The sequence below is a fragment of the Wolbachia endosymbiont of Drosophila aff. chauvacae BK-2020 genome, from assembly GCF_032848195.1.
Lineage (GTDB): Bacteria > Pseudomonadota > Alphaproteobacteria > Rickettsiales > Anaplasmataceae > Wolbachia > Wolbachia pipientis.
Genome location: NZ_CP136586.1, coordinates 929851 through 952632 on the forward strand (window position 1 = coordinate 929851; position 22782 = coordinate 952632).

The 22782-nt window shown below is 36.1% G+C and carries 33 protein-coding genes, 2 tRNA genes and 2 pseudogenes; 29 read left to right on the forward strand and 8 right to left on the reverse strand.

Annotated elements, in window-relative coordinates; genetic code table 11:
- Positions 1-86: 86 nt before the first annotated feature.
- From R0F62_RS04890 to R0F62_RS04910, 5 genes and pseudogenes are all read right to left on the reverse strand, one after another.
- A pseudogene (locus tag R0F62_RS04890) lies at positions 87-826 on the reverse strand (Rpn family recombination-promoting nuclease/putative transposase).
- Positions 823-1008, reverse strand: coding sequence for a hypothetical protein (locus R0F62_RS04895; RefSeq protein ID WP_084741732.1), 186 nt, complete (start codon positions 1006-1008; stop codon positions 823-825). Before R0F62_RS04895 ends, R0F62_RS04890 begins: the two are co-directional and overlap by 4 nt.
- A gap of 15 nt (positions 1009-1023) precedes the next feature.
- Positions 1024-2370, reverse strand: coding sequence for a group II intron reverse transcriptase/maturase (gene ltrA / locus R0F62_RS04900; protein WP_316659861.1), 1347 nt, complete (start codon positions 2368-2370; stop codon positions 1024-1026).
- A gap of 37 nt (positions 2371-2407) precedes the next feature.
- On the reverse strand, positions 2408-2551 hold the full coding sequence (locus R0F62_RS04905) for a hypothetical protein (protein WP_173862902.1): 144 nt from the start codon (positions 2549-2551) through the stop codon (positions 2408-2410).
- Between the two features lie 454 nt (positions 2552-3005).
- A pseudogene (locus R0F62_RS04910) lies at positions 3006-3251 on the reverse strand (PD-(D/E)XK nuclease family transposase); the annotation flags it as partial.
- Between the two features lie 210 nt (positions 3252-3461).
- Here R0F62_RS04910 and ppdK point away from each other — a divergent pair.
- Complete coding sequence (gene ppdK, locus R0F62_RS04915) at positions 3462-6197, forward strand: pyruvate, phosphate dikinase (protein ID WP_274979078.1); 2736 nt, start codon at positions 3462-3464, stop codon at positions 6195-6197.
- 84 nt (positions 6198-6281) lie between these two features.
- On the opposite strand, the gene R0F62_RS04920 is transcribed toward ppdK, so the two are convergent.
- The gene (locus R0F62_RS04920; protein ID WP_274979076.1) at positions 6282-7082 is read right to left on the reverse strand and encodes an ankyrin repeat domain-containing protein; all 801 of its coding nucleotides are present in this window, start codon (positions 7080-7082) and stop codon (positions 6282-6284) included.
- Positions 7083-7132: 50 nt separating this feature from the next.
- On the reverse strand, positions 7133-7570 hold the full coding sequence (locus tag R0F62_RS04925; RefSeq protein ID WP_245683340.1) for a hypothetical protein: 438 nt from the start codon (positions 7568-7570) through the stop codon (positions 7133-7135).
- Between the two features lie 123 nt (positions 7571-7693).
- On the opposite strand from R0F62_RS04925, the gene glpX reads away from it, so the two are divergent.
- The 4 genes from glpX (at position 7694) to R0F62_RS04945 (ending at position 10364) form a co-directional block, all read left to right on the forward strand.
- Complete coding sequence (gene glpX, locus R0F62_RS04930) at positions 7694-8611, forward strand: class II fructose-bisphosphatase (RefSeq protein ID WP_274979077.1); 918 nt, start codon at positions 7694-7696, stop codon at positions 8609-8611.
- 210 nt (positions 8612-8821) lie between these two features.
- The gene (locus R0F62_RS04935; protein ID WP_274979075.1) at positions 8822-9661 is read left to right on the forward strand and encodes a hypothetical protein; all 840 of its coding nucleotides are present in this window, start codon (positions 8822-8824) and stop codon (positions 9659-9661) included.
- A 201-nt stretch (positions 9662-9862) separates the two neighbouring features.
- The gene (locus R0F62_RS04940) at positions 9863-10066 is read left to right on the forward strand and encodes a hypothetical protein (RefSeq protein ID WP_223823107.1); all 204 of its coding nucleotides are present in this window, start codon (positions 9863-9865) and stop codon (positions 10064-10066) included.
- Between the two features lie 52 nt (positions 10067-10118).
- On the forward strand, positions 10119-10364 hold the full coding sequence (locus R0F62_RS04945; protein WP_317050322.1) for a hypothetical protein: 246 nt from the start codon (positions 10119-10121) through the stop codon (positions 10362-10364).
- A gap of 122 nt (positions 10365-10486) precedes the next feature.
- Here R0F62_RS04945 and R0F62_RS04950 read toward each other — a convergent pair whose 3' ends face one another.
- The gene (locus R0F62_RS04950; protein WP_010962761.1) at positions 10487-10981 is read right to left on the reverse strand and encodes a hypothetical protein; all 495 of its coding nucleotides are present in this window, start codon (positions 10979-10981) and stop codon (positions 10487-10489) included.
- A 205-nt stretch (positions 10982-11186) separates the two neighbouring features.
- Between R0F62_RS04950 and carA the strand changes: the two genes are divergently transcribed.
- From carA to rplO, 24 genes are all read left to right on the forward strand, one after another.
- On the forward strand, positions 11187-12386 hold the full coding sequence (carA, locus tag R0F62_RS04955) for a glutamine-hydrolyzing carbamoyl-phosphate synthase small subunit (RefSeq protein ID WP_010962760.1): 1200 nt from the start codon (positions 11187-11189) through the stop codon (positions 12384-12386).
- A 114-nt stretch (positions 12387-12500) separates the two neighbouring features.
- A tRNA-Tyr gene (locus R0F62_RS04960) sits at positions 12501-12583 on the forward strand.
- Positions 12584-12587: 4 nt separating this feature from the next.
- Positions 12588-12658, forward strand: a tRNA-Gly gene (locus R0F62_RS04965).
- A gap of 78 nt (positions 12659-12736) precedes the next feature.
- Positions 12737-13909 carry an elongation factor Tu gene (gene tuf, locus R0F62_RS04970; RefSeq protein WP_317051348.1) on the forward strand — a complete coding sequence of 391 codons (1173 nt, stop codon included), beginning with the start codon at positions 12737-12739 and terminating at the stop codon, positions 13907-13909.
- 14 nt (positions 13910-13923) lie between these two features.
- Positions 13924-14244: a 30S ribosomal protein S10 gene (gene rpsJ / locus R0F62_RS04975; protein ID WP_012673184.1), complete on the forward strand. Its 321-nt coding sequence runs from the start codon at positions 13924-13926 to the stop codon at positions 14242-14244.
- A 9-nt stretch (positions 14245-14253) separates the two neighbouring features.
- The gene (gene rplC, locus R0F62_RS04980) at positions 14254-14976 is read left to right on the forward strand and encodes a 50S ribosomal protein L3 (RefSeq protein WP_274978945.1); all 723 of its coding nucleotides are present in this window, start codon (positions 14254-14256) and stop codon (positions 14974-14976) included.
- Between the two features lie 2 nt (positions 14977-14978).
- Positions 14979-15593, forward strand: coding sequence for a 50S ribosomal protein L4 (rplD, locus tag R0F62_RS04985; RefSeq protein WP_012673183.1), 615 nt, complete (start codon positions 14979-14981; stop codon positions 15591-15593).
- Positions 15590-15877, forward strand: coding sequence for a 50S ribosomal protein L23 (locus R0F62_RS04990; protein WP_010962755.1), 288 nt, complete (start codon positions 15590-15592; stop codon positions 15875-15877). The genes rplD and R0F62_RS04990 overlap by 4 nt, the downstream gene beginning before the upstream one ends.
- Position 15878: 1 nt before the next feature.
- Complete coding sequence (gene rplB / locus R0F62_RS04995; RefSeq protein ID WP_015589143.1) at positions 15879-16703, forward strand: 50S ribosomal protein L2; 825 nt, start codon at positions 15879-15881, stop codon at positions 16701-16703.
- Positions 16704-16706: 3 nt separating this feature from the next.
- Positions 16707-16991, forward strand: a complete 285-nt coding sequence (rpsS, locus tag R0F62_RS05000; protein WP_006279181.1) for a 30S ribosomal protein S19 — start codon at positions 16707-16709, stop codon at positions 16989-16991.
- Between the two features lie 5 nt (positions 16992-16996).
- On the forward strand, positions 16997-17344 hold the full coding sequence (rplV, locus tag R0F62_RS05005) for a 50S ribosomal protein L22 (RefSeq protein ID WP_007549821.1): 348 nt from the start codon (positions 16997-16999) through the stop codon (positions 17342-17344).
- 39 nt (positions 17345-17383) lie between these two features.
- Positions 17384-17998, forward strand: a complete 615-nt coding sequence (rpsC, locus tag R0F62_RS05010; RefSeq protein ID WP_264329534.1) for a 30S ribosomal protein S3 — start codon at positions 17384-17386, stop codon at positions 17996-17998.
- Positions 17999-18012: 14 nt separating this feature from the next.
- Positions 18013-18426: a 50S ribosomal protein L16 gene (gene rplP, locus R0F62_RS05015; protein WP_010962752.1), complete on the forward strand. Its 414-nt coding sequence runs from the start codon at positions 18013-18015 to the stop codon at positions 18424-18426.
- An 11-nt stretch (positions 18427-18437) separates the two neighbouring features.
- Positions 18438-18641 (forward strand): 50S ribosomal protein L29, encoded by a 204-nt coding sequence (gene rpmC, locus R0F62_RS05020; RefSeq protein WP_274978944.1) that lies wholly within the window; start codon positions 18438-18440, stop codon positions 18639-18641.
- Positions 18634-18870 carry a 30S ribosomal protein S17 gene (gene rpsQ, locus R0F62_RS05025; RefSeq protein WP_274978943.1) on the forward strand — a complete coding sequence of 79 codons (237 nt, stop codon included), beginning with the start codon at positions 18634-18636 and terminating at the stop codon, positions 18868-18870. The genes rpmC and rpsQ overlap by 8 nt, the downstream gene beginning before the upstream one ends.
- A 13-nt stretch (positions 18871-18883) precedes the next feature.
- Positions 18884-19243 carry a 50S ribosomal protein L14 gene (rplN, locus tag R0F62_RS05030; RefSeq protein ID WP_274978942.1) on the forward strand — a complete coding sequence of 120 codons (360 nt, stop codon included), beginning with the start codon at positions 18884-18886 and terminating at the stop codon, positions 19241-19243.
- Positions 19243-19560: a 50S ribosomal protein L24 gene (gene rplX / locus R0F62_RS05035; RefSeq protein WP_006279347.1), complete on the forward strand. Its 318-nt coding sequence runs from the start codon at positions 19243-19245 to the stop codon at positions 19558-19560. The genes rplN and rplX overlap by 1 nt, the downstream gene beginning before the upstream one ends.
- Positions 19561-19566: 6 nt before the next feature.
- Positions 19567-20100, forward strand: a complete 534-nt coding sequence (gene rplE / locus R0F62_RS05040; RefSeq protein WP_274978941.1) for a 50S ribosomal protein L5 — start codon at positions 19567-19569, stop codon at positions 20098-20100.
- A 16-nt stretch (positions 20101-20116) separates the two neighbouring features.
- Positions 20117-20425 carry a 30S ribosomal protein S14 gene (gene rpsN, locus R0F62_RS05045; protein WP_006279345.1) on the forward strand — a complete coding sequence of 103 codons (309 nt, stop codon included), beginning with the start codon at positions 20117-20119 and terminating at the stop codon, positions 20423-20425.
- A 21-nt stretch (positions 20426-20446) separates the two neighbouring features.
- Positions 20447-20842, forward strand: coding sequence for a 30S ribosomal protein S8 (rpsH, locus tag R0F62_RS05050; protein WP_007551150.1), 396 nt, complete (start codon positions 20447-20449; stop codon positions 20840-20842).
- A gap of 16 nt (positions 20843-20858) precedes the next feature.
- Positions 20859-21404 carry a 50S ribosomal protein L6 gene (gene rplF / locus R0F62_RS05055; protein WP_007551152.1) on the forward strand — a complete coding sequence of 182 codons (546 nt, stop codon included), beginning with the start codon at positions 20859-20861 and terminating at the stop codon, positions 21402-21404.
- 5 nt (positions 21405-21409) lie between these two features.
- A complete protein-coding gene (gene rplR / locus R0F62_RS05060) occupies positions 21410-21781 on the forward strand; it encodes a 50S ribosomal protein L18 (protein ID WP_006279867.1) in 372 nt (123 codons plus the stop codon).
- 12 nt (positions 21782-21793) lie between these two features.
- On the forward strand, positions 21794-22306 hold the full coding sequence (gene rpsE / locus R0F62_RS05065; protein ID WP_274978940.1) for a 30S ribosomal protein S5: 513 nt from the start codon (positions 21794-21796) through the stop codon (positions 22304-22306).
- A gap of 3 nt (positions 22307-22309) precedes the next feature.
- Positions 22310-22780: a 50S ribosomal protein L15 gene (gene rplO, locus R0F62_RS05070; protein WP_006279863.1), complete on the forward strand. Its 471-nt coding sequence runs from the start codon at positions 22310-22312 to the stop codon at positions 22778-22780.
- The last annotated feature ends 2 nt before the right edge of the window (positions 22781-22782 follow it).

Consider the following 22782-nt stretch of genomic DNA (forward strand, 5'->3'; position numbering starts at 1 on the left):
GAAAATATTCCACTGACATGCTGAACAACAAATATATCACTATGTCGTTTATCGCAAAAACTTATATTTTTCGTAACCATTCACACTTAATTCTGCAATTCTTTGATCTCACTCATAGAAAGACCAGTAGTTTGAGCTATAATATTAAAAGAAACACCTGCTTTAAGTAGATTCTTTGCGACTTCAATTTTCCTCTCTTTTCTACCTTCCTCTTTAGCAAGATCAAGTCTGTATTCAAGAATGGCTTCTTCTTTGCGCAGATCCATTATTCTTTCTTCATAAGTTATTAGATCTTTTTCATTCCAGTGAAACTTATCTAATTCATCATATGCTAGCTTTATTATTGGTGATTTTTCCGCAATTTTTCTGAGATCTTCGTCCGTTGTTTCATCTGCATATTTGAAAAAAATAGCCAACGGTCTACTACACTTTCTAGTTGTTCTTCTCTACTCTTAGGAAATTTTGGCAGCTCTATGAAGATAAATTGAAAATCTTTTAAGTCATGCTCATTGGTTTTTTCATCTCTTATGGTATGGCTAGATATATAGTCAAGCTTATCAGGGAATAAGGTACAATTTGAAATCGCGATAAAGAAAATCTTCTTTAAATCAACGTATTTACCAGATTTATCAGCTTGTCTTGAGTAAGCCTTAGCAGCATAAAGTTGTGCGCGTTTTTCAAAGCCTTTATCACGAGCGAGCTGGTTAGGTAAGGAAGTAGTATTGCTACTACTCCCTCCCTTAGAAACGCAGCATGCAGGTTTCCCCACACTACGCTTGAGCCCCTTATCTAAGTCCTTCTTTTCTCGAACCGGCTTGTCCTTCATGATTCCTCAGAAAACATCATTCTTAATGGTGACACCAACAGTAGAGAACCTTCTCTTGAGAAAGAGCTTGCTAACATTTTTGTTTGTTTCACTCTTTCATCAAAATACTTTTTCCATTTTAAGTCAAGTGGATTTGCATCCGCCCTGATTTTAACATGTCGTCTGATAGGTATATCAATCAACCTAAGCAGTCTTAATTACCTTATCTCTTTCGGTTTGTTCTTGCATATGGGTGCAGCAAAGACCCATTGGCGTTGTTTCATTACCTTGAAGTAACGATTCTTTATCCAACGTAATCCTTTACGAGGATGTCTTTTCTTTGCCCATTTCCATAGAGCACACATAATTTCATGGTCTATTTTGTTAAAAGCTCTTTTCGCACACACATGGCTGTAGTAATTTCCCCATCCCCTTAATAGGGAATTGAGCAACTTGATTAGTACGGCCTGAGTGTTCGCTATGTTTGCCTTTATCAATGTACGTGCTTTATTAAGAAGTTTCTTAATACTTTCTTTTGAAGGTTTTATAATTAACTTCTTATTATACCTGCGTACATTACAACCAAGAAAGTCAAACCCTGTTGTAATAGATGTAATTTTTGTTTTCTCTTCGGAAAGGATAAGACCTCTCTCCTGAAGAAAGGACGATACTAGAGGTTTTACTTCATTTTCCAGTACTTCACGTGTGATTCCTGAAATGATAAAGTCATCTGCGTACCTGATTACATTTACTCCACTTCTGATTTTGCTTCTTCTTTTACTGCCAAGTTTACCAAATTGACTTTCCAATGATTTTTCAAGTCCATTTAGGGCTAGATTTGCTAGTATTGGAGAGATGATACTACCTTGTGGGGTACCTGCAGTTGTGGAATACAGAGTTTTTGATTCTAGGAAGCCAGCTTTTAACCAGCTATGAAGAATTTTCTTCTCCATAGGAATATGCTTCATGAGCCATTCATGGTTAATGTTATCAAAACACCCTTTAATATCACCTTTGAGTATCCATTGTAGTTGGTTACGGCTTGCCAGTAACAAGTGACAAGCCACAGTAGCGTCTGCGCAGGATCTTTTTGGTCTCAAACCATAAGAGTGACGATCACTGATCGTTTCAGCTATCGGTTCCAAAGCAAACAAGTATAATGCTTGCATGGCTCTATCTTTTATCGTAGGGATTCCAAGAGGTCTTCTTTTGCCATTAGACTTACTGATGTATATCCGTTTTAGCGGAGAAGGTTTGTATCCTCTTTGTTTTAATAGCTTTATTCCTTGAAATTTTGTGTTGCAAGTTGACCATATTTGACGATCTACACCTGCTGTGTTTTTTCCTTGGTTTTCAGTTACTCTCTTAACCGCCAAAGCTTTGCCGCTAAAAGAGCGTGTGAGAAGGTGTTGTAAAGTTTTCACCTTACCCCATCTGCCTTGTTGGACAGCCTTAACAATACGCCTCTGTAGCCTCATAACAACTTTTTGGCATTTCTTCCAGGGTAACTGGTTCCATGCTTCGGAGTTATTGGTAGGTGCACTTACAGTTGTACTTGTAATCATCTGCTTTCCTACCTTAAGTGGTTAACAAAGTTTCTTGTCATGAGGGACCAAATGGAAGTCTGCTCGTTTTCACGCGAATTAATGTTACAAATTCTATCCATTTCGTTACAAAATGGCATTCGCTTTCTCCATTATCCTTTACCTGCACATCCATCAGCATTCCTTGCGGGTTGCCTGCCATATAGGCGAAAATACAGGCTTATCCTGTTCCTTTTGTCATACAATAGTGGGTTAGGTGGCTTCTCTATACCGGTGGAATTATTATTTGCGTACCTCCAGAAATGAAAAATGTAACTCATCCACATTACCTTTTGGTCGGAGCTTATCAGCATCTTTAGCTCTTTAATCGTTACGATACTTATGAAGCTTCACTTACGTTCACCATACCACTAAGCCTAGCCCTCCAACCACATGATGCTTGTAGTTTATGCTTTCTCTCACGATTGAGCATCTTCTTTATCAAGAGGAGGTTCATTGTCCGCGTCGCTCGGCACCAACTGGTTACCCAATTCGCACTGATGCGTAGACTCAGATGGCAAAACATCTGGTTCAATAAGCTTTAGAATCCTTTCAGTTTCTTTCTGAATGAATTCCTCTCCTTTTAAACAATATGACCGAAGGCTTTCAGGTCGCACCATTTCAATCACATACCTAGCCCCACTAGAGTCCCTGCAAAGAACATCAACTATACTTTGCTTATCAGAGGCAATTTCAGCATCTTGAATAGTGCTGAGGAATTCTATTTCTTTTATTTCATCTTTGCCAGTGAACCCCAAAATATCATTGAGAAAGTGAATGAGGATGTCTTTATTTTTTTCAGTACCAAAAATACGCCGGAACGCAACATCATTCTTGGGGTCGAGAAATTTAGAAAGAGCCATAAAAAAATTTTTAAATGTATTTTTATATTATATATTCTTATTAATAATAATTCAATAATTTGTCGTCTTTTTTGTTAACTTTACTGATGTTGTTGTAAGGAACGTTGTTGCAAAATTTTGTAAAATTTATTATCCTAAGGTTTCAAGTTCTCACAGGTTTATTGGAGCTATATGTACAATGTGTTTATCAGTGAAAATCCGGAGAAAATGATGGGGGAAAAGTTAATACATTACTTTAGCCAGGGTAAATGCGAAGGCAATGCAGAAATGAAAAATCTGCTGGGAGGAAAGGGGGCAAATTTAGCAGAAATGTGCAATGTTGGCATTCCTGTTCCACCTGGTTTCACAATTTCCACCTCTGCTTGCAAAGTCTATTATCAAGACAATAGATCTTCTGTTATCCAAGTAGCTGACTACTCGGATCCAGAAAAAAATGTGGTCACGCACTGGAATGACATATGTAGTGGAATCAAAAACTACATGGCGATGCTCGAAAATGACATCGGTTGTAAATTTGGGGATTTAAATAATCCCTTATTAGTTTCCATACGCTCTGGTAGTGTTAGTTCAATGCCGGGCATGCTTGATACTATTTTAAATGTTGGTCTAAATGATGAAACCGTTGTTGGGCTTGCAAAAAAAAGTGGCGAACGTTTTGCTTACGATAGCTACTGCCGTTTCATCATGATGTACTCCAATGTTGTACTACAGCTTGATCATCACCTATTTCAAGATGTTGTTGATAATAAGCAGCAAAAGAGTGGAGCAAAAAGCTTAGCTGATCTTGATGTTGATGTTTTAAAAGAAATTGTTAACAATTTCAAAAGGATAGTACATGAAAAAACAGGAAAACATTTTCCGCAGAACGTTGAAGAGCAATTGCTCAGCTCAGTGAATGCAGTATTTGCTTCTTGGAAAAATGATAGGGCTGTTTCCTATAGAAAAATACATAATATTCCTGAAAACCTTGGAACAGCGGTCAACGTGCAAGCAATGGTTTTTGGTAATTTAAATGATAATTCTGCAACTGGTGTGATATTTACACGAAATCCTTCAACTGGAGAAAAAAAATACTTTGGTGAATTTCTGATTAATGCTCAGGGTGAGGATGTGGTTTCTGGTGTTTATACTCCTATGCCAATTGACGGAGAGCAAAAAAACACCATGGAGAAGTTGCTGCCAAGTGTCTACCGAGAATTATGCGTGGTATGTGAAAAACTTGAAAGGCATTATAAAGACATGCAGGATATCGAATTTACTGTGCAGGACGGTAAGTTATGGATTTTGCAGACTAGGTCTGGCAAGCGCACGGCTGAAGCTGCTATTCGCATAATAGTTGATATGGTAAACGAAGGAACGATTACAAAAAAAGAAGGAATATTGAGAATTGATCCAAAAACCTTTGACAGTTTATTGCATCCAGTTCTTGACGTTAAGAGTGACCAAAAAGTAATAGGGAAGGGGCTGCCGGCTTCTCCAGGGGTTGCTTCTGGATATGTAGTGTTTAGTGCAAGTGATGCTGAAAAAGCTGCAGAGCAGGGCAAAAAAGTGATTTTAGTAAGGTCAGAAACGAGTCCTGAAGATATTAATGGAATGAATGCTGCAAGTGGCATAGTAACAGCACGGGGAGGGATGACCTCGCATGCTGCTGTTGTAACCCGTGGAATGGGTAAGCCATGCATTTGCAGTGTGAGTGGACTTTATATCGATAAAGATGGAACTTTCTTTTCTGTAGGGGATACAAAAGTAAATAAAGGTGAACCAATTACCATCAACGGAGGAACAGGGGAGGTTATGCTTGGCATTCTCCCTACAATTTCACCTGAATTATCGCAAGAATTCAAAACGGTAATCAACTGGATAGATGAAATCAAAACGGTCAAAGTGAGAGCGAACGCTGATACTCCAAAAGACGCAAAAATTGCAAAAGAATTCGGTGCAGAAGGTATAGGCTTATGTCGCACAGAACATATGTTTTTCGCTAGTGATAGAATCGAATTCATTCAAAAGTTGATAATAGCTGACGATGAAAATGAAAGGGCAAATGCGCTCATTAAACTAGAAGAAATGCAAAAGTCTGATTTCAAAGAAATATTTTCTATTATGGAGGGCAGGGAAGTCACTATACGGTTGCTTGATCCACCTTTGCATGAATTTTTACCCAATGATCAGTCTACTATAGAAAAAATTGCCAAATCACTTAGTAAGTCAGTTGAGTCAGTAAAAAATAAAATAGCACAGTTATCAGAAAAGAACCCAATGCTTGGCCATCGAGGTTGTAGACTTGCTATTTCTCATCCTGAAATATATAGCATGCAGATTAGGGCAATACTTAGTGCTGCAAGTGAATTAAAGAAAGAAAAGAAGATAGAAGTGGAGCCTGAAATCATGATTCCTTTTATCATGAGCGAGAAAGAATTTATTCTGATATGCGAGCTAGCAAAGAAAGAATCCTCTGTTATCTCAGCTGGGATCCAGACGCAGATTCCAGCTTCACGCGCTGGAATGACATCAGACAAGGCTTATTCAATTGGAACGATGATAGAACTACCAAGAGCAGCACTGATTGCTGATAAGTTAGCAAAACATGCAGAGTTCTTTAGTTTTGGCACTAATGATTTAACGCAAACAACCATGGGACTTTCAAGAGATGATTCAGTTAATTTCCTCGATTCTTATAAGGAAAGCAACATATTCGAAAACGACCCATTTGAAGTGCTGGACATCGAAGGGGTAGGGGAGTTAATCAAGATGGCCATTGAAAGAGGCAAAAAAACCCGAAAAGAAATAAAACTGGGTATATGTGGAGAGCATGGAGCAGATCCAAAATCTATAGAGTTTCTCATCGAATCAGGGGTGGATTATGTTTCATGCTCACCCTATAGAGTACCGATTGCAAAGTTAGTGGCAGCACAGTTTAGTGTTAGATCTAAATTTGCTAGGTAAGTATAGTGGCAGTGTTGGCTACTCATATGGTTTGAGCCCACCAGAGGGTGTCATTCCAGCGCGTGACGCTGGATCTAGTTTTTATTATGGCTTTCTGGATCCCAGTGTCTGGGCACTGGGATGACATCCTGTTACACGTTCAACTTCATTCTCTCTCATCTCCCTATAACTTGGTAATGTAGAATTTTTTACATGCAACCCGGTGTATATTGCAACCAAAGCAGCTATGACACTGCAAACTACTGCACCAGCTACAAATGGAACCATTACAGCAGCAGTAATGAATAATCCTGTAATAACAACTCCAACAACATCTTTTGTCAATGAGGTGTAAAAATCCTTTTTGCTCTCTTTATATTTAGTTTCTTGTTCATTTGGCATAGAAAATTGAGCATCTACGAAGCCGTTAGCTTTATTATCATTATTTGGTGTGGCAGTTTGCTTAGTATTTGTTTCCTCTGGTATTACAGGCGTTTTGTTTTTGTTATTATGATTATCACCATTGGTACTGGTGAGAGGAACTGTTGCTATAGGTCTACTACCAATGTTCCCATTACTGCTGCAAGGTTTTGCTCTGTTTTCTTCATTAAGCTTACCACTATTCAAGAACGCATTAACAATTTCAGTTTTACCTACCTGTATGGCCACTTCTAAAGCCTCTTCCCTGTTTGCAGGACTCACGTAACCTAAAATTAGCTCAACTTCTTGGACATTACCTTGAACAATAGCAGAATTCAAGGCATGCAATTTTTCTTCTTCATTAAATTTGCCACTATCCAAAAGTACCTTAACAACGTCAGCTTGTTTTGTTATTGCAGCTATATCCAATATAGTCCTGGAAGCAGTATCTGTAAGATGGATTACAGCATCTAAATCTGTAAACAATTTTACAACATCTAGAAATACGCTACGATCGCCGGTAATATTGGACTCTCTTACAGCATTTGCAAACGAGTCAAAAATTGCCGAATTTGTTTTTTTCCTTGTATTAGTTGCCCGTAAAGTACTTCAGCAGTCATACCAGGGTTTATGGAGTTACTAGAATCTACTTCATTACTGTCTGCTCTATTCTCTTCCACATTAGGTGCCTCTTCTTCCTTGTTTATCGCTGCGGTTATTTGCTCTTGTTGAAGGGGTTTACACCCATTTTGGAGGAGAAAATCCTTAACGCGTGTGTTGTTATTTTCGGTTGCATGTTTTAGAAGTAAGTCTTCTAATGAATTGTCTCCTTCACATTTATCTTGGAAATTAACTTCTTTCCACTTTGGTTCCTTTTGCAAATCTTTAAGACTAGCAATTCCCTTATCATCATATTTTACAATTGTAGCTATCTTTCGATACAACTCTCTAATATCATCATTACTATATACCATAACTAAACCTACTACTATATGTTAGTTTATTACAGCAACTTTCCCACAACCAGTCAAGACATATTGCAGTCTAAAGTTGCATGATATATATTGGATTCTTTATTTATGACTCTCGAGCAAATGATGGAAGATTTAGCTTATAAATTAGTTAAAGTGACCGAAGCTGCAGCACTTGCTGCATATAAACTAGCAGGCTTCGGCGATGAAAAAAAGGCTGATCAGGTTGCAGTTGATGCAATGCGTACAGTATTAAATTCAATGGAAATAAATGGTACTATCGTAATTGGTGAAGGTGAGAGAGATGAAGCGCCGATGCTATATATTGGCGAGAAGGTTGGCACTGGAAATGGTCCTGAAATCGACATTGCCGTTGACCCACTTGAAGGCACTACGATTTGTGCTCATTACAAATCAGGGGCAATGTCCGTTCTTGCTGCAACGAAAAAAGGTAATTTTTTACATGCACCTGATGTTTATATGGAAAAGATAGCAGTAGGAAAAAATCTTCCAGAGGGTGTAGTCTCACTAAAAAGTAGCATTGAAAAGAATCTAGACAATTTAGCCAAGGCAAAAAAATGCAAAGTGAATGATCTCGTGGTAACTGTACTTAAACGTGAAAGGCACAATGAATTAATAGAGAAAATCAGGAAATTAGGAGCAAAAATTAAACTAATAGATGATAGCGATGTTGCAGCCGTAATTTCACTAGTAAATGGCAATCATGATATGTATATCGGAATAGGAGGGGCACCAGAAGGGGTGCTTGCGGCTGCAGCGCTGAGTTCAATCGGTGGGCAGATGGAGGGAAGATTAATATTTGACACGGATCAATTAAAAGAAAGAGCAAAAAATTTAAATATCCATGACCCAGAAAAAATCTACACCGTAAAAGATATGGCAAGAGGTGAATCAGTGTTTATTGCAACTGGAGTAACAAGCGGAGAACTTGTGGATGGAGTTGATAACATATGTTCAACTAGTTCTTTAATAATTCTACCTAATAAGCTGATAAAGCTGCAAACAATGCAGAACTTATGTTAGCTTTTTTAGTTTCTAATTTTAGCTTTACAACATTTAGCATTAAGATATAATCAAGTTTACTTATAACAATAGAGGTGTGAAATGTTTTCTAGTATTGTAAATCTATTGAATGGTTTTTACAAAAATTCGAGTACCAAGGAAAGTGAAGAAAAGTTGACTCTTCTATCTCCTTAAGCAAATCTTCAATTCGATGAGACTCAGGTACAAAGTGTGCTCTCAGATTTTGAGAAATTGGAGTTTAAGGATAATAAGTGTTTTGACAAAATAGCAGACGGTTATGAAAAGAAGGGGAAGAGTTCCCTCTTTAATTACGTGATATTGAATAAGCGGAAAGAAATAATCGATATATTAGATAGGAATCTTCCTCTTCTCGAAGAACAGGAGGAGTTTAGAAAGAAATATAGTCAATATGTTTTTCAAATTGACAAAGGAATGAGTTATGGAAAAGAACTTCAAGATAGACTTCAGTCTTTTAAAGATAGGGCAGAAGAAGTGTTATCAGATTTTGAAAAATTGAATTTCAATTTTAAGGATAATAAATGTCAAGATTCTTCTGATTCTGTAAATTATAATAACGGCCGGCCAGCGGATCCATTTGACAAAATAGCAAACTATTATCGACGGGAGAAGGAGAGCATTTTCCTTTTTAACTATGTGGTATTCAGTAAGCAAAGAGAAATAATGGATATATTGGATAAGAAGCTTACTTCTAAAGATCAGGAGGAGTTAAAAGAAAATTTTAAAAAGAGGTTGGGTAGATATCTTCTTCGAATTGACGAAGGAATGAATGATGCAAAAGAATTTCTAAACAAAGATGATCTAATTGGTTTCTTTGATGGATGTTATTGGCCAGACAAAAAGGCAGGACATCTTGTTAATCATTATGATAATCTTAGTATCAACATTACTAAACCTGGACAGAGTTTAGAAACTAGTCGTCTTTTTAGCGAAAAGATTAAAAGGATGGAAACAATTAAAAATGAGGTACAAAGAGTAAAAATATACAGTAATGATAAAAGAATAGTAACAATTGAGAAGAATGAGAAATAACAGAGGAACTACTCCTTTACAAAATTTGCAATATGTGACATCGAAATTAGTTGGGATGCAAAAGATGAATCTGGAAAAGACCTTAACTGTACTGTTGTTCTAAATATAAATTTAGGTCAAGTTAGTATTAAAAAATCAACTATTGACGGTAAAGATGTTGAACCAAAGAAAATTTTAGAGTTAGCTAAGCAAAACGAGGCTGTGCTTATAAAAGGTAAAGCTTTACATGAAGTTTTAGCAGCACATTTCATTAAGCAAACACCATGTGAGGAAAAGAAGGATATGCAATCGCACGAGAATATCGTTGTACCTGGTTCCGGTGCACCTCGCTCTATTAATGAGGAAATAACTGTAGAGCATCCGTTCGGGAAAGCGGCAAATAAAGATAATCATAGAGAAATGTGAGTTTACAACAAATGGTGCCATGAAAGTAGCTGATACATAACTGTACGAACGTTTGTTTGCGAAGAAATGTTATAGCAGGTTTTGCCTCAAACACAAAGGTGTCATTCCAGTGCTTGACACTGGAATCCAGCCCTTTTACGCAGTCCCATTAAAAACGTTGTATTTTAACGTAGGATTAGCTACTTTTATACTCACCAATTTAATCTCTAATCAAAATTCCTGGATCCCAGTGTCTGGGCACTGGGATGACATCCTCCCTAGTGGATTCAAATCACAATATTCGTATAGTAAGCACTGACCACTTTTGCTTCAATATTTGCGATGCCCCTGAACAGATACAATTATTCTATTATCAGGAGGATGCCATTAATCGCTTTATATAATGCTACTTGTAACACTTATGCCCTGAACGGAGACAGTTTAGGCTGTTATGCCTGGCGGCTTTGTTGGAATAAGTTTTTCAACACTGCTAACAATAAAATTGATTGTATCGTCAGCTACCTTATCGAATTTATCATTTATCTCTTTTCCTATTTCTTGATTTTTAACATATTCGTGTAGAGCTAAAGCAGTTATAGCTGCACATGCTGCAATTAAGCCAGTTTGTGCTATAATGAATAGTGATAATCCTCCTACGAATATAGATGTTAATCCAATAGCCAGGTTTATAATTTTACTTTGTGTTGTTTGTTGCGTCGCTTGGCTTTGATCTGCCTGTTTATCCTCTAAAGCATTCGATATTGTTTTTAAGGCAACTTTTATCGCTATTGCTGCAACTGAAACCATAATTAGCCCTATAGCTATTTTTGCTAAAAGAAGAATCGACGGTAGCATCATTACAAATAATAGCGCGCCAATTCCTCCAGCTAACCACTTCTCATTTATTTTTTTTGATTGATTTGTACCAGTGTTCATTATTACCCTCCACTTTACTTATGATTTACCTATATCTAATACGAAATATGAAGGTAGTCAACTATATATTTTATATGAAAGATTGTATTAAAAGTTTTTCATGTTATTTTTTGCTGCTTCGTGGTTAAATTTGGAATTTTAGAAAGAGTTACGTATTATTTGAAATTCTTGTATACTGTTTTGAATCAGTTAAATAGATAATGAAGTGCAGGACGCAGTTTTAATTTTACAAGATGGCAAGTGCTTTTGGGGAAAATCAGTAGGTAAAAAAGGCAAGTGCATAGGCGAGGTTTGTTTTACCACTGGTATGACCGGTTATCAGCATACTATAACTGATCCTTCTTTTGCCGATCAAATTATAACGTTCACTTTTCCTCATATTGGTAACATTGGAATAAATCATAAAGATAATGAAGGAAAGAAAATTTTTGCAAGTGGTGTGGTTATGCGTGAACTTTCTTCTATGTCCCACCCTTCTTCATATATCAGTTTAAATGATTGGTTAGAGAAAAATAACGTGATTGGGATATCAGGAGTTGATACTAGAGCTTTAACAAGACATTTGAGAGAACATGGATCTCAAAATGGAATGATATGCTCATCGAGTAAGGCGCATGCATTAGACAAATTGAAGGAATACAAACCTGTAAATGGGATAGAAATAACTAATAAGGTTAGTTTAAATAACAGTTTTGAAAATAATAGACTAGCGGAGCACTTTGTCATCCAAGTAGCTGACTACTCGGATCCAGCAAAAAATATATGGATTCCAGTGTCACGCACTGGAATGACATCAGATAGAGCTATTGACCTTAATGCAAAATATAGGATTGTAATCGTTGATTTTGGCGTAAAAATCAGTATAGTTTCACGCTTAATAGAACTTGGTTGTACAGTTGAATTAATCAGACCAAGCACAGGTTTTGCTCAAAAAGTGTTGAGTATGAATCCAGATGGTATAGTGCTTTCAAATGGTCCTGGTGATCCGCAAGAAATAGGAGAAAGTGTAGTTTCAGAAATAGACATTATTATAAAATCTAAAATACCAATTTTTGGCATATGCATGGGCCATCAATTACTTGCGATTACTTTGGGGGCAAAGACCATCAAGATGGATATAGGTCACCGAGGGAGTAACCATCCAGTTTATGATGTAATTAGTGGAAAAGTTGAGATCACTAGCCAAAATCATGGTTTTGTTGTTGATTCAGCTTCTCTTCCAAGTAATGTTGAAATTACTCACATTTCTCTATTTGATAATAGTGTAGAGGGAATAATGATGAAAGATTACCTAGTCTTTTCTGTGCAATATCATCCAGAAGAAGCGCCAGGTACGCATGATTCGCATTATTTGTTTAGGCGTTTTATTGGCAATATTGTGTTATATAAAATGAAATCTGCATGATTTTAATCAGGGTAGGTTTTATTGCTTGATTTTTTAATTTTAGGCGTTTAGTATTAAATACAATAAGAGCTTAAGTTAAGATGCTAAAATAGTATTCTCTTAACAAATTTTTGCGGAGGAGTGACCGAGTGGTTAAAGGTAACAGACTGTAAATCTGTCCGCGTGAGCGTACGTAGGTTCGAATCCTACCTCCTCCATTGTGCGGGTATAGCTCAATGGTAGAGCTCTAGCCTTCCAAGCTAGTGACGTGGGTTCGATTCCCACTATCCGCTCTTTTTTTTGTTGTATTTTTATAAAATCAACATATTATTTATTGATGTATTTGTATTTTAGGTAGAAAAGTTTAAATTATGACAGCAATAGTGGAAGCATTTGGAAAGCCGCATGTAAATGTGGGAACAATAGGACATGTGGATCATGGGAAGACGACGTTAACAGCGGCGATAACGAAGCATTATGGAAATTTTGTAGCGTACGATCAGATAGACAAAGCGCCAGAAGAAAGGAAGAGGGGGATAACGATAGCAACAGCGCATGTTGAGTATCAGACAGAGAAAAGGCATTATGCACACGTTGATTGTCCTGGACACGCTGACTATGTAAAGAACATGATAGTAGGTGCAGCACAGATGGATGCGGCGATATTGGTAGTGTCGGGGGTTGATGGGCCAATGCCACAAACGAGAGAGCATATATTGCTGGCGAAGCAGGTAGGTGTTGGATATATCGTGGTGTATATAAATAAAGCTGATGTTGCTGATGCTGATATGATAGATTTAGTAGAAATGGAAGTGAGGGAATTACTGAGTAAATACGGATTTCCAGGGGATGAAGTGCCTGTGGTGGTTGGTTCAGCGCTCAAGGCGCTGGAGGATGACAGCAGCGAATATGGAAAGAAATCAATAGATAAATTGATGGAAAAGTTAGATGAATATGTAGCGGTTCCACCAAGGCCTGTGGATTTACCATTTTTATTGCCAATCGAAGATGTATTTTCGATATCGGGGCGAGGAACAGTGGTAACAGGAAGAATAGAGAAGGGAGAGATAAAGACGGGAGAAGAGATAGAGATAATAGGTCTGAAAGCGACGCAAAAGACGATATGCACAGGTGTTGAGATGTTTAAGAAGTTGCTGGATAAGGCAAGTGCAGGACTCAATGTAGGAATATTGTTAAGAGGAACAAAAAGAGAAGAAGTGGAGAGAGGGCAAGTATTAGCGAAACCGGGGACGATAACACCGCATAGAAAGTTTAAGGCGGAGGTTTATATATTAAAGAAAGAGGAAGGAGGAAGGCATACACCATTTTTTGCGAATTACCAGCCACAGTTTTATTTAAGGACAACGGATGTAACTGGGAGCATAAAATTGCTAGATGGGAAGGAGATGGTAATGCCAGGAGATAATGTGAGTGTAGAAGTAGAATTGCAAGTACCGATAGCAATGGATAAGGGATTGCGTTTTGCGATAAGAGAAGGCGGTAGAACTGTTGGTTCTGGTGTTGTTTCTGAAATTTTGGAGTGAGTGTAGTAACTAAGATGAAGCAAGATATATATATTAACATTAAGGCTTTCGATTGTTCTTTATTGGAGGAGTGTGTTCGAAAATTTGTTGATGAATTAAAGCGGTCCAGTGCAAAATTATCTGGTCCGATTGCGTTGCCAAGGAAAGATTCTAAATTTATTGTGAATAGATCTCCTCACGTTGATAAAAAATCTCGTGAACAGTTTGAAATGAGAACTTCTAGGCGTTTGATTGTTTTACATGATCTTACTCCTACTATGATGCAGATGCTTACAGGTTTATCTTTTTCTGCTGGCGTAGAAGTGGATTTAAAAGTCAAGGAAGTTAAGGTTTAGGAGAAGGAAATGAAGAGAATAAATTCGCTGAGGAGAATTGGTTTACTAATGATGAATATTGGTCATACTGCTATGTATTCTGACAATAGTCGCATGGCTGTAACTTTATTGCATCTCAGCGAAACTCATATTATTGATATAAAAGGACAAGATAAATGTGGCTATAATTCAGTCATTTTAGGCACAGGAGATTTTAAAAATATAGCAAAACCTCAGTTGGAATATTTAAAGAAAAAGGGTATAAATAATAAATGTAAGTTATACGAAAGTAGATTAAATGACCTGTCGGGAATAGAATGTGGTAAAAAAGTGGGAATCAATCATTTTGTGGTTGGTCAATATCTTGATATTACGGGTTATTCTATAGGTAAAGGATTTGCTGGTGTGATGAAGCGGCATAATTTCAGTGGGCTTAAGGCATCTCATGGTGTTTCTATTGCTCACAGATCACAAGGTTCCACTGGCCAATGTCAGGATCCTGGTAGAGTATTCAAAGGAAAGAAAATGGCTGGTCATTTAGGTAACAGCAGGATAACTGCACAAAATATGAAGATATTATCCATTGATCATGAAAATAGTATAATTGCTGTGAAGGGTAATAATGTTCCTGGGTTTAAAAATTCCTATGTTTTTGTAAGAGATGCAGTTAAAAAATCTTTACATAAAGATGTTCCTTTTCCGGTAGGTTTACTGTTAGATGTAAATGATGATGCTAGTAATTTGGTAAGTTAGTTATGGAATGTAATTTAGTTAATCTATCTAATGATAATGTAGGTACTGCTCAGCTCAATCCTTTGATATTTTCTGCTAAGCAAAAATTGAGTATTTTGCATGATATAGTGAGATGGCAATTAGCGAAGAGAAGAGCTGGTACTCATAAAACAAAAGGTATTAGTGATGTCTCTGGTACAACAGCTAAACCTTATGGTCAAAAACGTACCGGTAGGGCAAGACAAGGGAGCTTGCGATCTCCTCAATTTAGAGGTGGTGGGATTATTTTCGGCCCTGTTGTGAGGAGTCATACTTATTCTCTTAATAAGAAGGTACGCAAATTTGGTTTAAAAATTGCTTTATCTCTAAAGTATTTAAATAATCAAGTAATTATTCTGGATAATTTAAATATTGATGTGAAGAAAACGTCTGAAATGTGTAAATGTATTAAAAATTTTAAATTTTCTTCCTTTTTGATAGTTGGTGATTATGGAGATGATTTGTTGCGTGCGGCTAAAAACTTGCACTATGTAGACTTAATCAAACCTATTGGGTTAAATGTTTTTGATATATTGAATCACGAATGCGTGATGTTGACAAAGGATACTTTAAAGCATCTTGAAGGTAGATTGTTATGATCAAATATAATAATATAATAAAATCTTCTATAATTACAGAAAAGGCCTCTTTTTTGAGGGAGAAGTTTAATAAATATTCTTTGTATGTTTTTGTAAATGTAAATAAGCGTCAAATAAAGTTGGCAATAGAGTCTCTATTTGATGTTAAAATTTCTTCTATAAATGTTGTTAGAATTAAGCCTAAATATAGGCGTTTTAGGGGTGTGGTTGGTTGTGAAAAACAGAAAAAGAAAGTTTATTTTTCTTTGATGGATGGTCAAAAATTAGATATAATGAGCGTTTAGTATGGGTATGAAATTTTTTAATCCTGTTACTCCGTCTTCTCGTGGGACTGTGTTAGTAAGTAAAGTTGGTTTATCAAAAGATGAGCCAGAAAAGTCTCTTACATCCGGTAAAAAGTCCAGTGGTGGAAGAAATAATCATGGTAGAATTACAACTCGTCATAGGGGTGGTGGTCACAAAAAGAAGTATAGAGTGATAGATTTTAAGCGTAATAGAAGTGGTCAAGGTATAGTTGAAAAAATAGAGTATGACCCAAATAGAAGTGGGTTTTTGGCGTTAATATCATATAAGGAAGATGATATTAAGTCTTATATATTAGCTCCTCAAGGTATGAAGCCAGGTGATGTTGTTACAGCTGGGAATGATGCTGATATTTTGCCAGGGAATTGTTTACTACTCAAGCATATACCTGTTGGTTCTTTCGTTCATAATGTTGAGCTGAAGCCAGGTAATGGTGCTGCGATTGCTAGAGCTGCTGGTTGTTATGCACAAATCGTTGGTCGTGATGGCCAATATGTTTTATTACGACTCAGGTCTGGTCAAATTAGGTTGATTTTATCTTCTTGCAAGGCTACTATTGGTGTAGTATCTAACCCTGACCATAAGAATAGAAAGTTGGGTAAAGCTGGGAGAAGTAGGTGGCTTGGGATTAGACCTACTGTACGTGGAGTTGCAATGAATCCAGTTGACCATCCTCATGGAGGCGGGGAAGGAAAAACCTCTGGTGGTCGTCATCCTGTTACTCCTTGGGGTGTTGCAACAAAAGGAAAGAAAACTCGAAGGAGAAATAAATCTAGTGATAAGTATATAAAACAATTGAAAGGTTAGTTTATGAGTAGATCTGCATGGAAGCCTCCTTTTTGTCATCCTTCTATATTAAAGTCGGTGAATAATGCTTTAAACAAGGGGTTTGTTAACATGGCTATAAAAGTTCATTCCAGGGCTTCTGTAATTCTTCCTAATTGTTTAGGTTTAAAGTTTGCTGTTTATAATGGTAAGGATTACATTCCTGTGAATGTTAATGATCAGAATATGATAGGTCATAAGTTTGGTGAGTTTTCACCCACTCGTAAATTTACTGGGCATAGTGGTGATAAAAAGGCGACAAGAAGGTAATTGATATGAAAAACAGAGATGTAATAGTTAAAGCTGGTTCTAGGGTTTTAAAATCAACTCCTCGTAAATTGAATTTGGTTGCTGGTTTAGTACGTAATAAAAAAGTTTCTTTTGCCACTGTGCAATTAAGATTTTGTGAAAAGAAAGCTGCAGGTCTTATAAGGAAGGTATTAAATTCTGCGATTGCTAATGCTCAAAATTATGGATTGGATATCGATAATTTATATATAAAAGAAATTTTAATAGGTAAGTCTCTTACTTTGCGTAGGGTATGTCCAAAAGCTATGGGTAGAGCTAATAGAGTTAGTAAACGTTATAGTAATATAACTGTAAAATTGGGGGAAATTATATGATTCATAAAAATAGAAAATTAATAAGGAAAGTGCAAAAATATGGGAAACGTTAATCCTAAAGGATTTAGGTTAAAAATAATTAATACTTGGTCATCTATTTGGTATGCTGAGAAGGGTTATAAACAAGGGTTGCATCAAGATTTATCTATTCGCAGTTATATAAATGAATCTTTTAAGCATGCTGGTGTTTCTAAAGTAATTATAGAGCGTACGATCGATTTGGTATCTGTAATAATACATTCTTCTAGACCTGGAGTGATAATAGGTAAGAAAGGCTCGGATATTGAGAAGATAAAGCAAAAGATAGCTGAAAAAGTAAAAAATAATGTGGAAGTGAATGTAGTAGGGGTTAAAAGGTCTGAAATAGATGCAGTTTTAATATCAAACAGCATTGCACAGCAGTTAGAAAAAAGGGGTTCATTTAGAAGAGCGATGAAAAAAGCTATTCAAAGTTGTTTGAGGATGGGTGCTAGAGGTATTAAAGTAAGTTGTTCTGGGCGCCTTGGCGGAGCTGAGATAGCTCGTACTGAGTGGTATAAAGAAGGCCGTTTGCCTTTGCATACTTTACGTGCTAATATAGATTATGCTTTTGCTGAAGCAAAAACTATATATGGCATCATAGGAGTTAAGGTCTGGGTTTATATTGGTAACTAATTAGGTATATTGAAATGTTTATTCCTAAAAAAAGTAAATATAAAAAAGTATTTAAAGGACGAATTAAGGGTAACACGAAAGGTGGTAGCACATTATCTTTTGGAGATTATGGTCTAAAGGCTATGGAAGCAGGTAGGATTCAATCTAAGCATATTGAAACTGCAAGGCGTGTAATATCTAGAACATTAAAACGCTCTGGTAAAGTGTGGATAAGAATTTTTCCTGATACCCCTGTTAGTAAAAAGCCGGCGGATGTGCGTATGGGTAAAGGGAAAGGTAGTGTTGAGTTTTGGGTATTTAAAGCTAAGCCCGGTAGAATGTTGTTTGAAATTAGCAGTGATGTTCCCATGCATTTAGCAAGATTGGCGCTTGAAAAGGCAACTGCTAAGCTTCCTATGAAGTGTAAATTTGTATCTAATCATAATTAAATGGAGTTGCAATGGATATAGCTGACATTGAATCGAGGTCCTCGCAAGAATTGCATGAAATTCTTGTGAATTTGAGAAAAGAGTTTGTTAATTTGGTTTTTCAAAAGAAGCTGGGCCAGTGGAACAATATTTCGCGTTTTAGCTTAATAAGAAAGAGCATAGCTCGTATTTTAACTACATTAAATAAAAGAAGAAGAGAGGAAAAGAATGCCTAAAAAGGTTTTTTGTGGTACTGTAACTAAGGCTAAGTGTGATAAGACTGTAAAGGTTTCGGTATTACAAGTGTATAAGGATGAGCTGTATAAAAAGGTTATAAAAAAATACAAGAAGTATACAGCACATGATGAGAATAATAGTTGTAAAGAAGGGGACAAGGTTTTAATACAAGAACACAAGCCTATTTCTACTACTAAAAAATGGGTTATTGTTAATAGCTCACGTTGAATAGGATATTTATATGATTCAAAAAAATACATTGTTGGAAGTAGCTGATAATTCTGGCGCGCGTGCAGTGCTTTGTATTGGTTTATTGGGTGGTAGAAAGTCTGCATCTATAGGTGACACAGTTATTGTATCTACTAAATCTATTACTCCAAGAGGGAAAGTTGAGAAGGGAAAAGTATATAGAGCAGTTGTGGTGAGGGTGAAAAGCCCTATTAGGAAATCTGATGGTTCTGTAATTCGTTTTGCTAGCAATGCTGTAGTTTTGATTAACGATCAAGGTGAACCACTTGGCACTCGGGTGTTTGGTCCGGTAAAAAAGTTATCATCTGGTTCTTTTATGAAGATAATGTCATTAGCTGTTGAGGTTTTATAATGAGTGCGAAAATAAAAAGTGGTGACGACGTTATAGTTTTAACTGGTAAAGATAAGGGAAAAATTGGTAAGGTAATCAAAGTTATAGCACGTGATGCTAAAAAGAAAGTAATTGTTTCTGGAGTGAATGTGCATAAGAGACATACTAAACCAAAAGCTGGTAGTAGTGGTGGTATATTAAATAAAGAGTTAGCTATTGATATATCCAACGTTGCAACATTGGACCCTAAATATAAAACTCCAACTAGAGTGGGGTTTAAGGTTATAGACGGTAGAAAAGTGCGTTTTGCAAAAGTTTCTGGAGAAGTGATAGATTAGGTTGATATGTTTAAAGAATTGTATAAAGATAGCATAGTAAAGTCCTTGAAGGATAAGTTTAATTACGGCAATATAATGCAAGTGCCTAAACTTGTCAAGGTGTGTATCAATATGGGCGTTGGAGATGCTGCTACAGATAGTAAAGCAATAAATGAACCACTTGATAGCCTATATTTGATTGCTGGGCAGAAGCCTTTATCAACTTTTGCAAAAAAATCTATTTCTGGCTTCAAGATCAGAAAAGGTGCTACAGTAGGTTGCAAAGTAACTTTGCGTAGAGATAAAATGTATGAGTTTTTAGAAAGATTGATATATATTGCTTTGCCAAGGGAAAAAGATTTTAGAGGATTTAGTGTGAAGCAATTTGACGGTAATGGTAATTTTTCCTTTGGTATAAAGGAACATATCTCGTTTTTAGAAATAGACTATGATAAAATAAGTAAAATGAGAGGTATGGATATTAATATTATAACAAGTGCAGTTAGTGATAAGGAAGCAAAGGAATTATTACTGGCTCTTAAATTTCCTTTTTTTGATTAATTGAGAGGAGAAATATATGGCAAAAAAATCTATGATAGAAAGAAATCTTCGCAGAATAAAGTTGTGCGATCAATATAAAGAAAAAAGAGAAAAATTGAAATCTATAATAAATAATAAGAATTTGTCTATTGTAGAAAGGTTTACAGCTCAAAATAAATTAATTAAAAAATTGCCTAGAAATTCTTCTAAAACCAAAATTAGAAATAGGTGTGCTTTAACTGGGAGACCAAGAGGAGTATATAGAAAATTTGGTTTATGTAGAATTGTTTTGCGTGATTTATGTTCTTTTGGGCAAATTCCAGGAGTTACAAAGTCTAGTTGGTAAATATAATATAAGGAGTATATTGTGGCGTTATCTGATAGTATTGGTGATTTTTTAACAAGGATACGTAATGCTCAATTGGCAATGCATAGGGCAACAAGGGTACTATTTTCTAAGATGAATTCTTCTATATTGGAGATTTTAAAAGAGGAAGGGTATATCCTTGATTATGAAAAGCAAGTTGTAGATAACTTACCTTCTTTCATTGTAAAATTGAAGTATTATGAGAAGTCACCTGTAATTAGTGACATAGTTAGGGTGTCAAAGCCTGGTTGTCGTCGTTATTCTAAGTATAAGGACATTTCTAAAGCATATAATGGTCTTGGTATTTTTATTATATCGACACCCAAAGGAGTGATGACTGATTATAATGCACATAAATTAAAGGTTGGTGGAGAAGTTTTGTGTCGTGTGTTTTAAATAATAGGAGAAATTCATGTCTCGTATAGGTGCTGCTCCTATCAATATTCCTGCTGGTGTTTCAGTTGAATATAATAATGGTAGTATGTTAATAAAGAGTGCTAAGGCTGAAAAGGAAGTTAGCTTGATCAGGGATGTTGTGTGTCAGATTATTGATAATCAGCTATTGCTTTCTGTTGATCAAGATAAAGATAATTATGATAAAATAAAGCCTATGTGGGGCACTTATAGGAGTAATATTAATAATATCATTAACGGCATGGTTGATGGTTTTTCTGTTAATCTTGAGATTAACGGTGTGGGATATAAGGCAGAGTGTGATGGTAAGTATTTGACTTTATATCTTGGTTATAGCCATAATGTTAAATATAAAGTGCCTAAAGATGTTGAGATTAAGTGCATAAAGCCAACTCACTTAGTAGTTAGTGGTATGGATAAGCAGAAGGTCTATATGGTGGCGTCTGATATATGCAAAATTAGAAAATATGATCCTTATAAAGGTAAGGGTGTTGTAATAAAAGGCAAATTTATGCTGCGTAAGGTTGTAAGTAAAAAGAAGTAATAAAAATGAAAAGATCGTATAATTTTTTAAGTAATTCTGAAAAAAGGAAGTTACGTAATAGAGCGAAGCTTGACAAGAGCGCTGAACGTTTACGTATATCCATATTTAAATCTAATAGGCATTTTTATGTCCAGTTAATTAATGATGTAAAAGGAATAACTCTCACTTCAGCTTCTACTTTGGATGCTAAAATTAAGGATGTATGTAAAGGGAAAGTCAACGCTGAAACTATAAAACAGGTTTCTTCTTTAATGGTTGAGCGTCTGTCTGGCATGAAATTAGAGCAGCAGCTTACGTTTGATCGTGGAGCGTATAAATACACAGGATTAGTTTCTCAATTTGCTGAGGCTTTAAGAAGTTCTGGATTTGAATTTTAGAAGGTTTTGAATATGGCTATAAAGAATTTACAAAATAATAATGATTTATCAGAGCTTTTAGTTTCGGTACGAAGAGTGACAACGGTTACCAAAGGTGGTAGAAGATTTTCATTTTCAATTTTGGTTGTTGTTGGCGATGAGAAGGGTAGGGTAGGGTGTGGAATAGGTAAGCACGCAGAAGTTGCTGAAGCAAGAGTCAAAGCTGTAAATGCTGCAAAGAAATCAATGATTAGAGTGTACTTGCGTGAAGGTAGAACTTTGCATCATGATATTAAAGCTAAATTTTGTTCTGGTGAGATAGTTTTAAGAACCGCAAGAGCCGGAACAGGTATTATTGCTGGTGGAGCGCTTAGATCAGTTTTTGAGGTGTTAGGTATAAAGGATGTGGTAGCTAAATCCACTAGATCAAATAATCCTCATAACGTTATATGTGCGGTGTTTAAGGCTTTTGATAGTATGTTATCTCCTCGTCAGGTAGCAAGCAAAAGAGGCAAAAAGATTAGCGAGATAGTTGGAAACAGGTAAAGTATGAATAATGCTGTAAAATTAAACTCTATATTTACTAAATTATCTAAGAAAAAGAAGCCTAAGTTGCTGGGTAGGGGTATCGGTTGTGGTAAAGGTAAAACATCCGGTAGAGGGCATAAAGGGCAGAAGGCTAGAAGTGGAGTTTCTATAAATGGTTTTGAGGGTGGACAACAGTCTATATATACTCGTTTGCCTAAAAGAGGTTTTAAGCCTATACGTAGGAGCATATACTCTATAATTAATGTTGGCGATATACAGCGCTTAATGGAAGCTAAAAAAATAGTGAAAGACTCTGTTATAGATAAGGAGAGGCTGTATAAATTAGGTTTTATAAAGTCTATTAAGGATAAAATTAAACTTCTTAATAAAGGTAAGTTGAGCGAAAAATTTGTGTTTCATGTTGATTTTGCGTCAGAAGCTGCAAAAAAATCTGTAGCTTCAGTTGGTGGTAGTGTGGAAATACTATCGTAAGT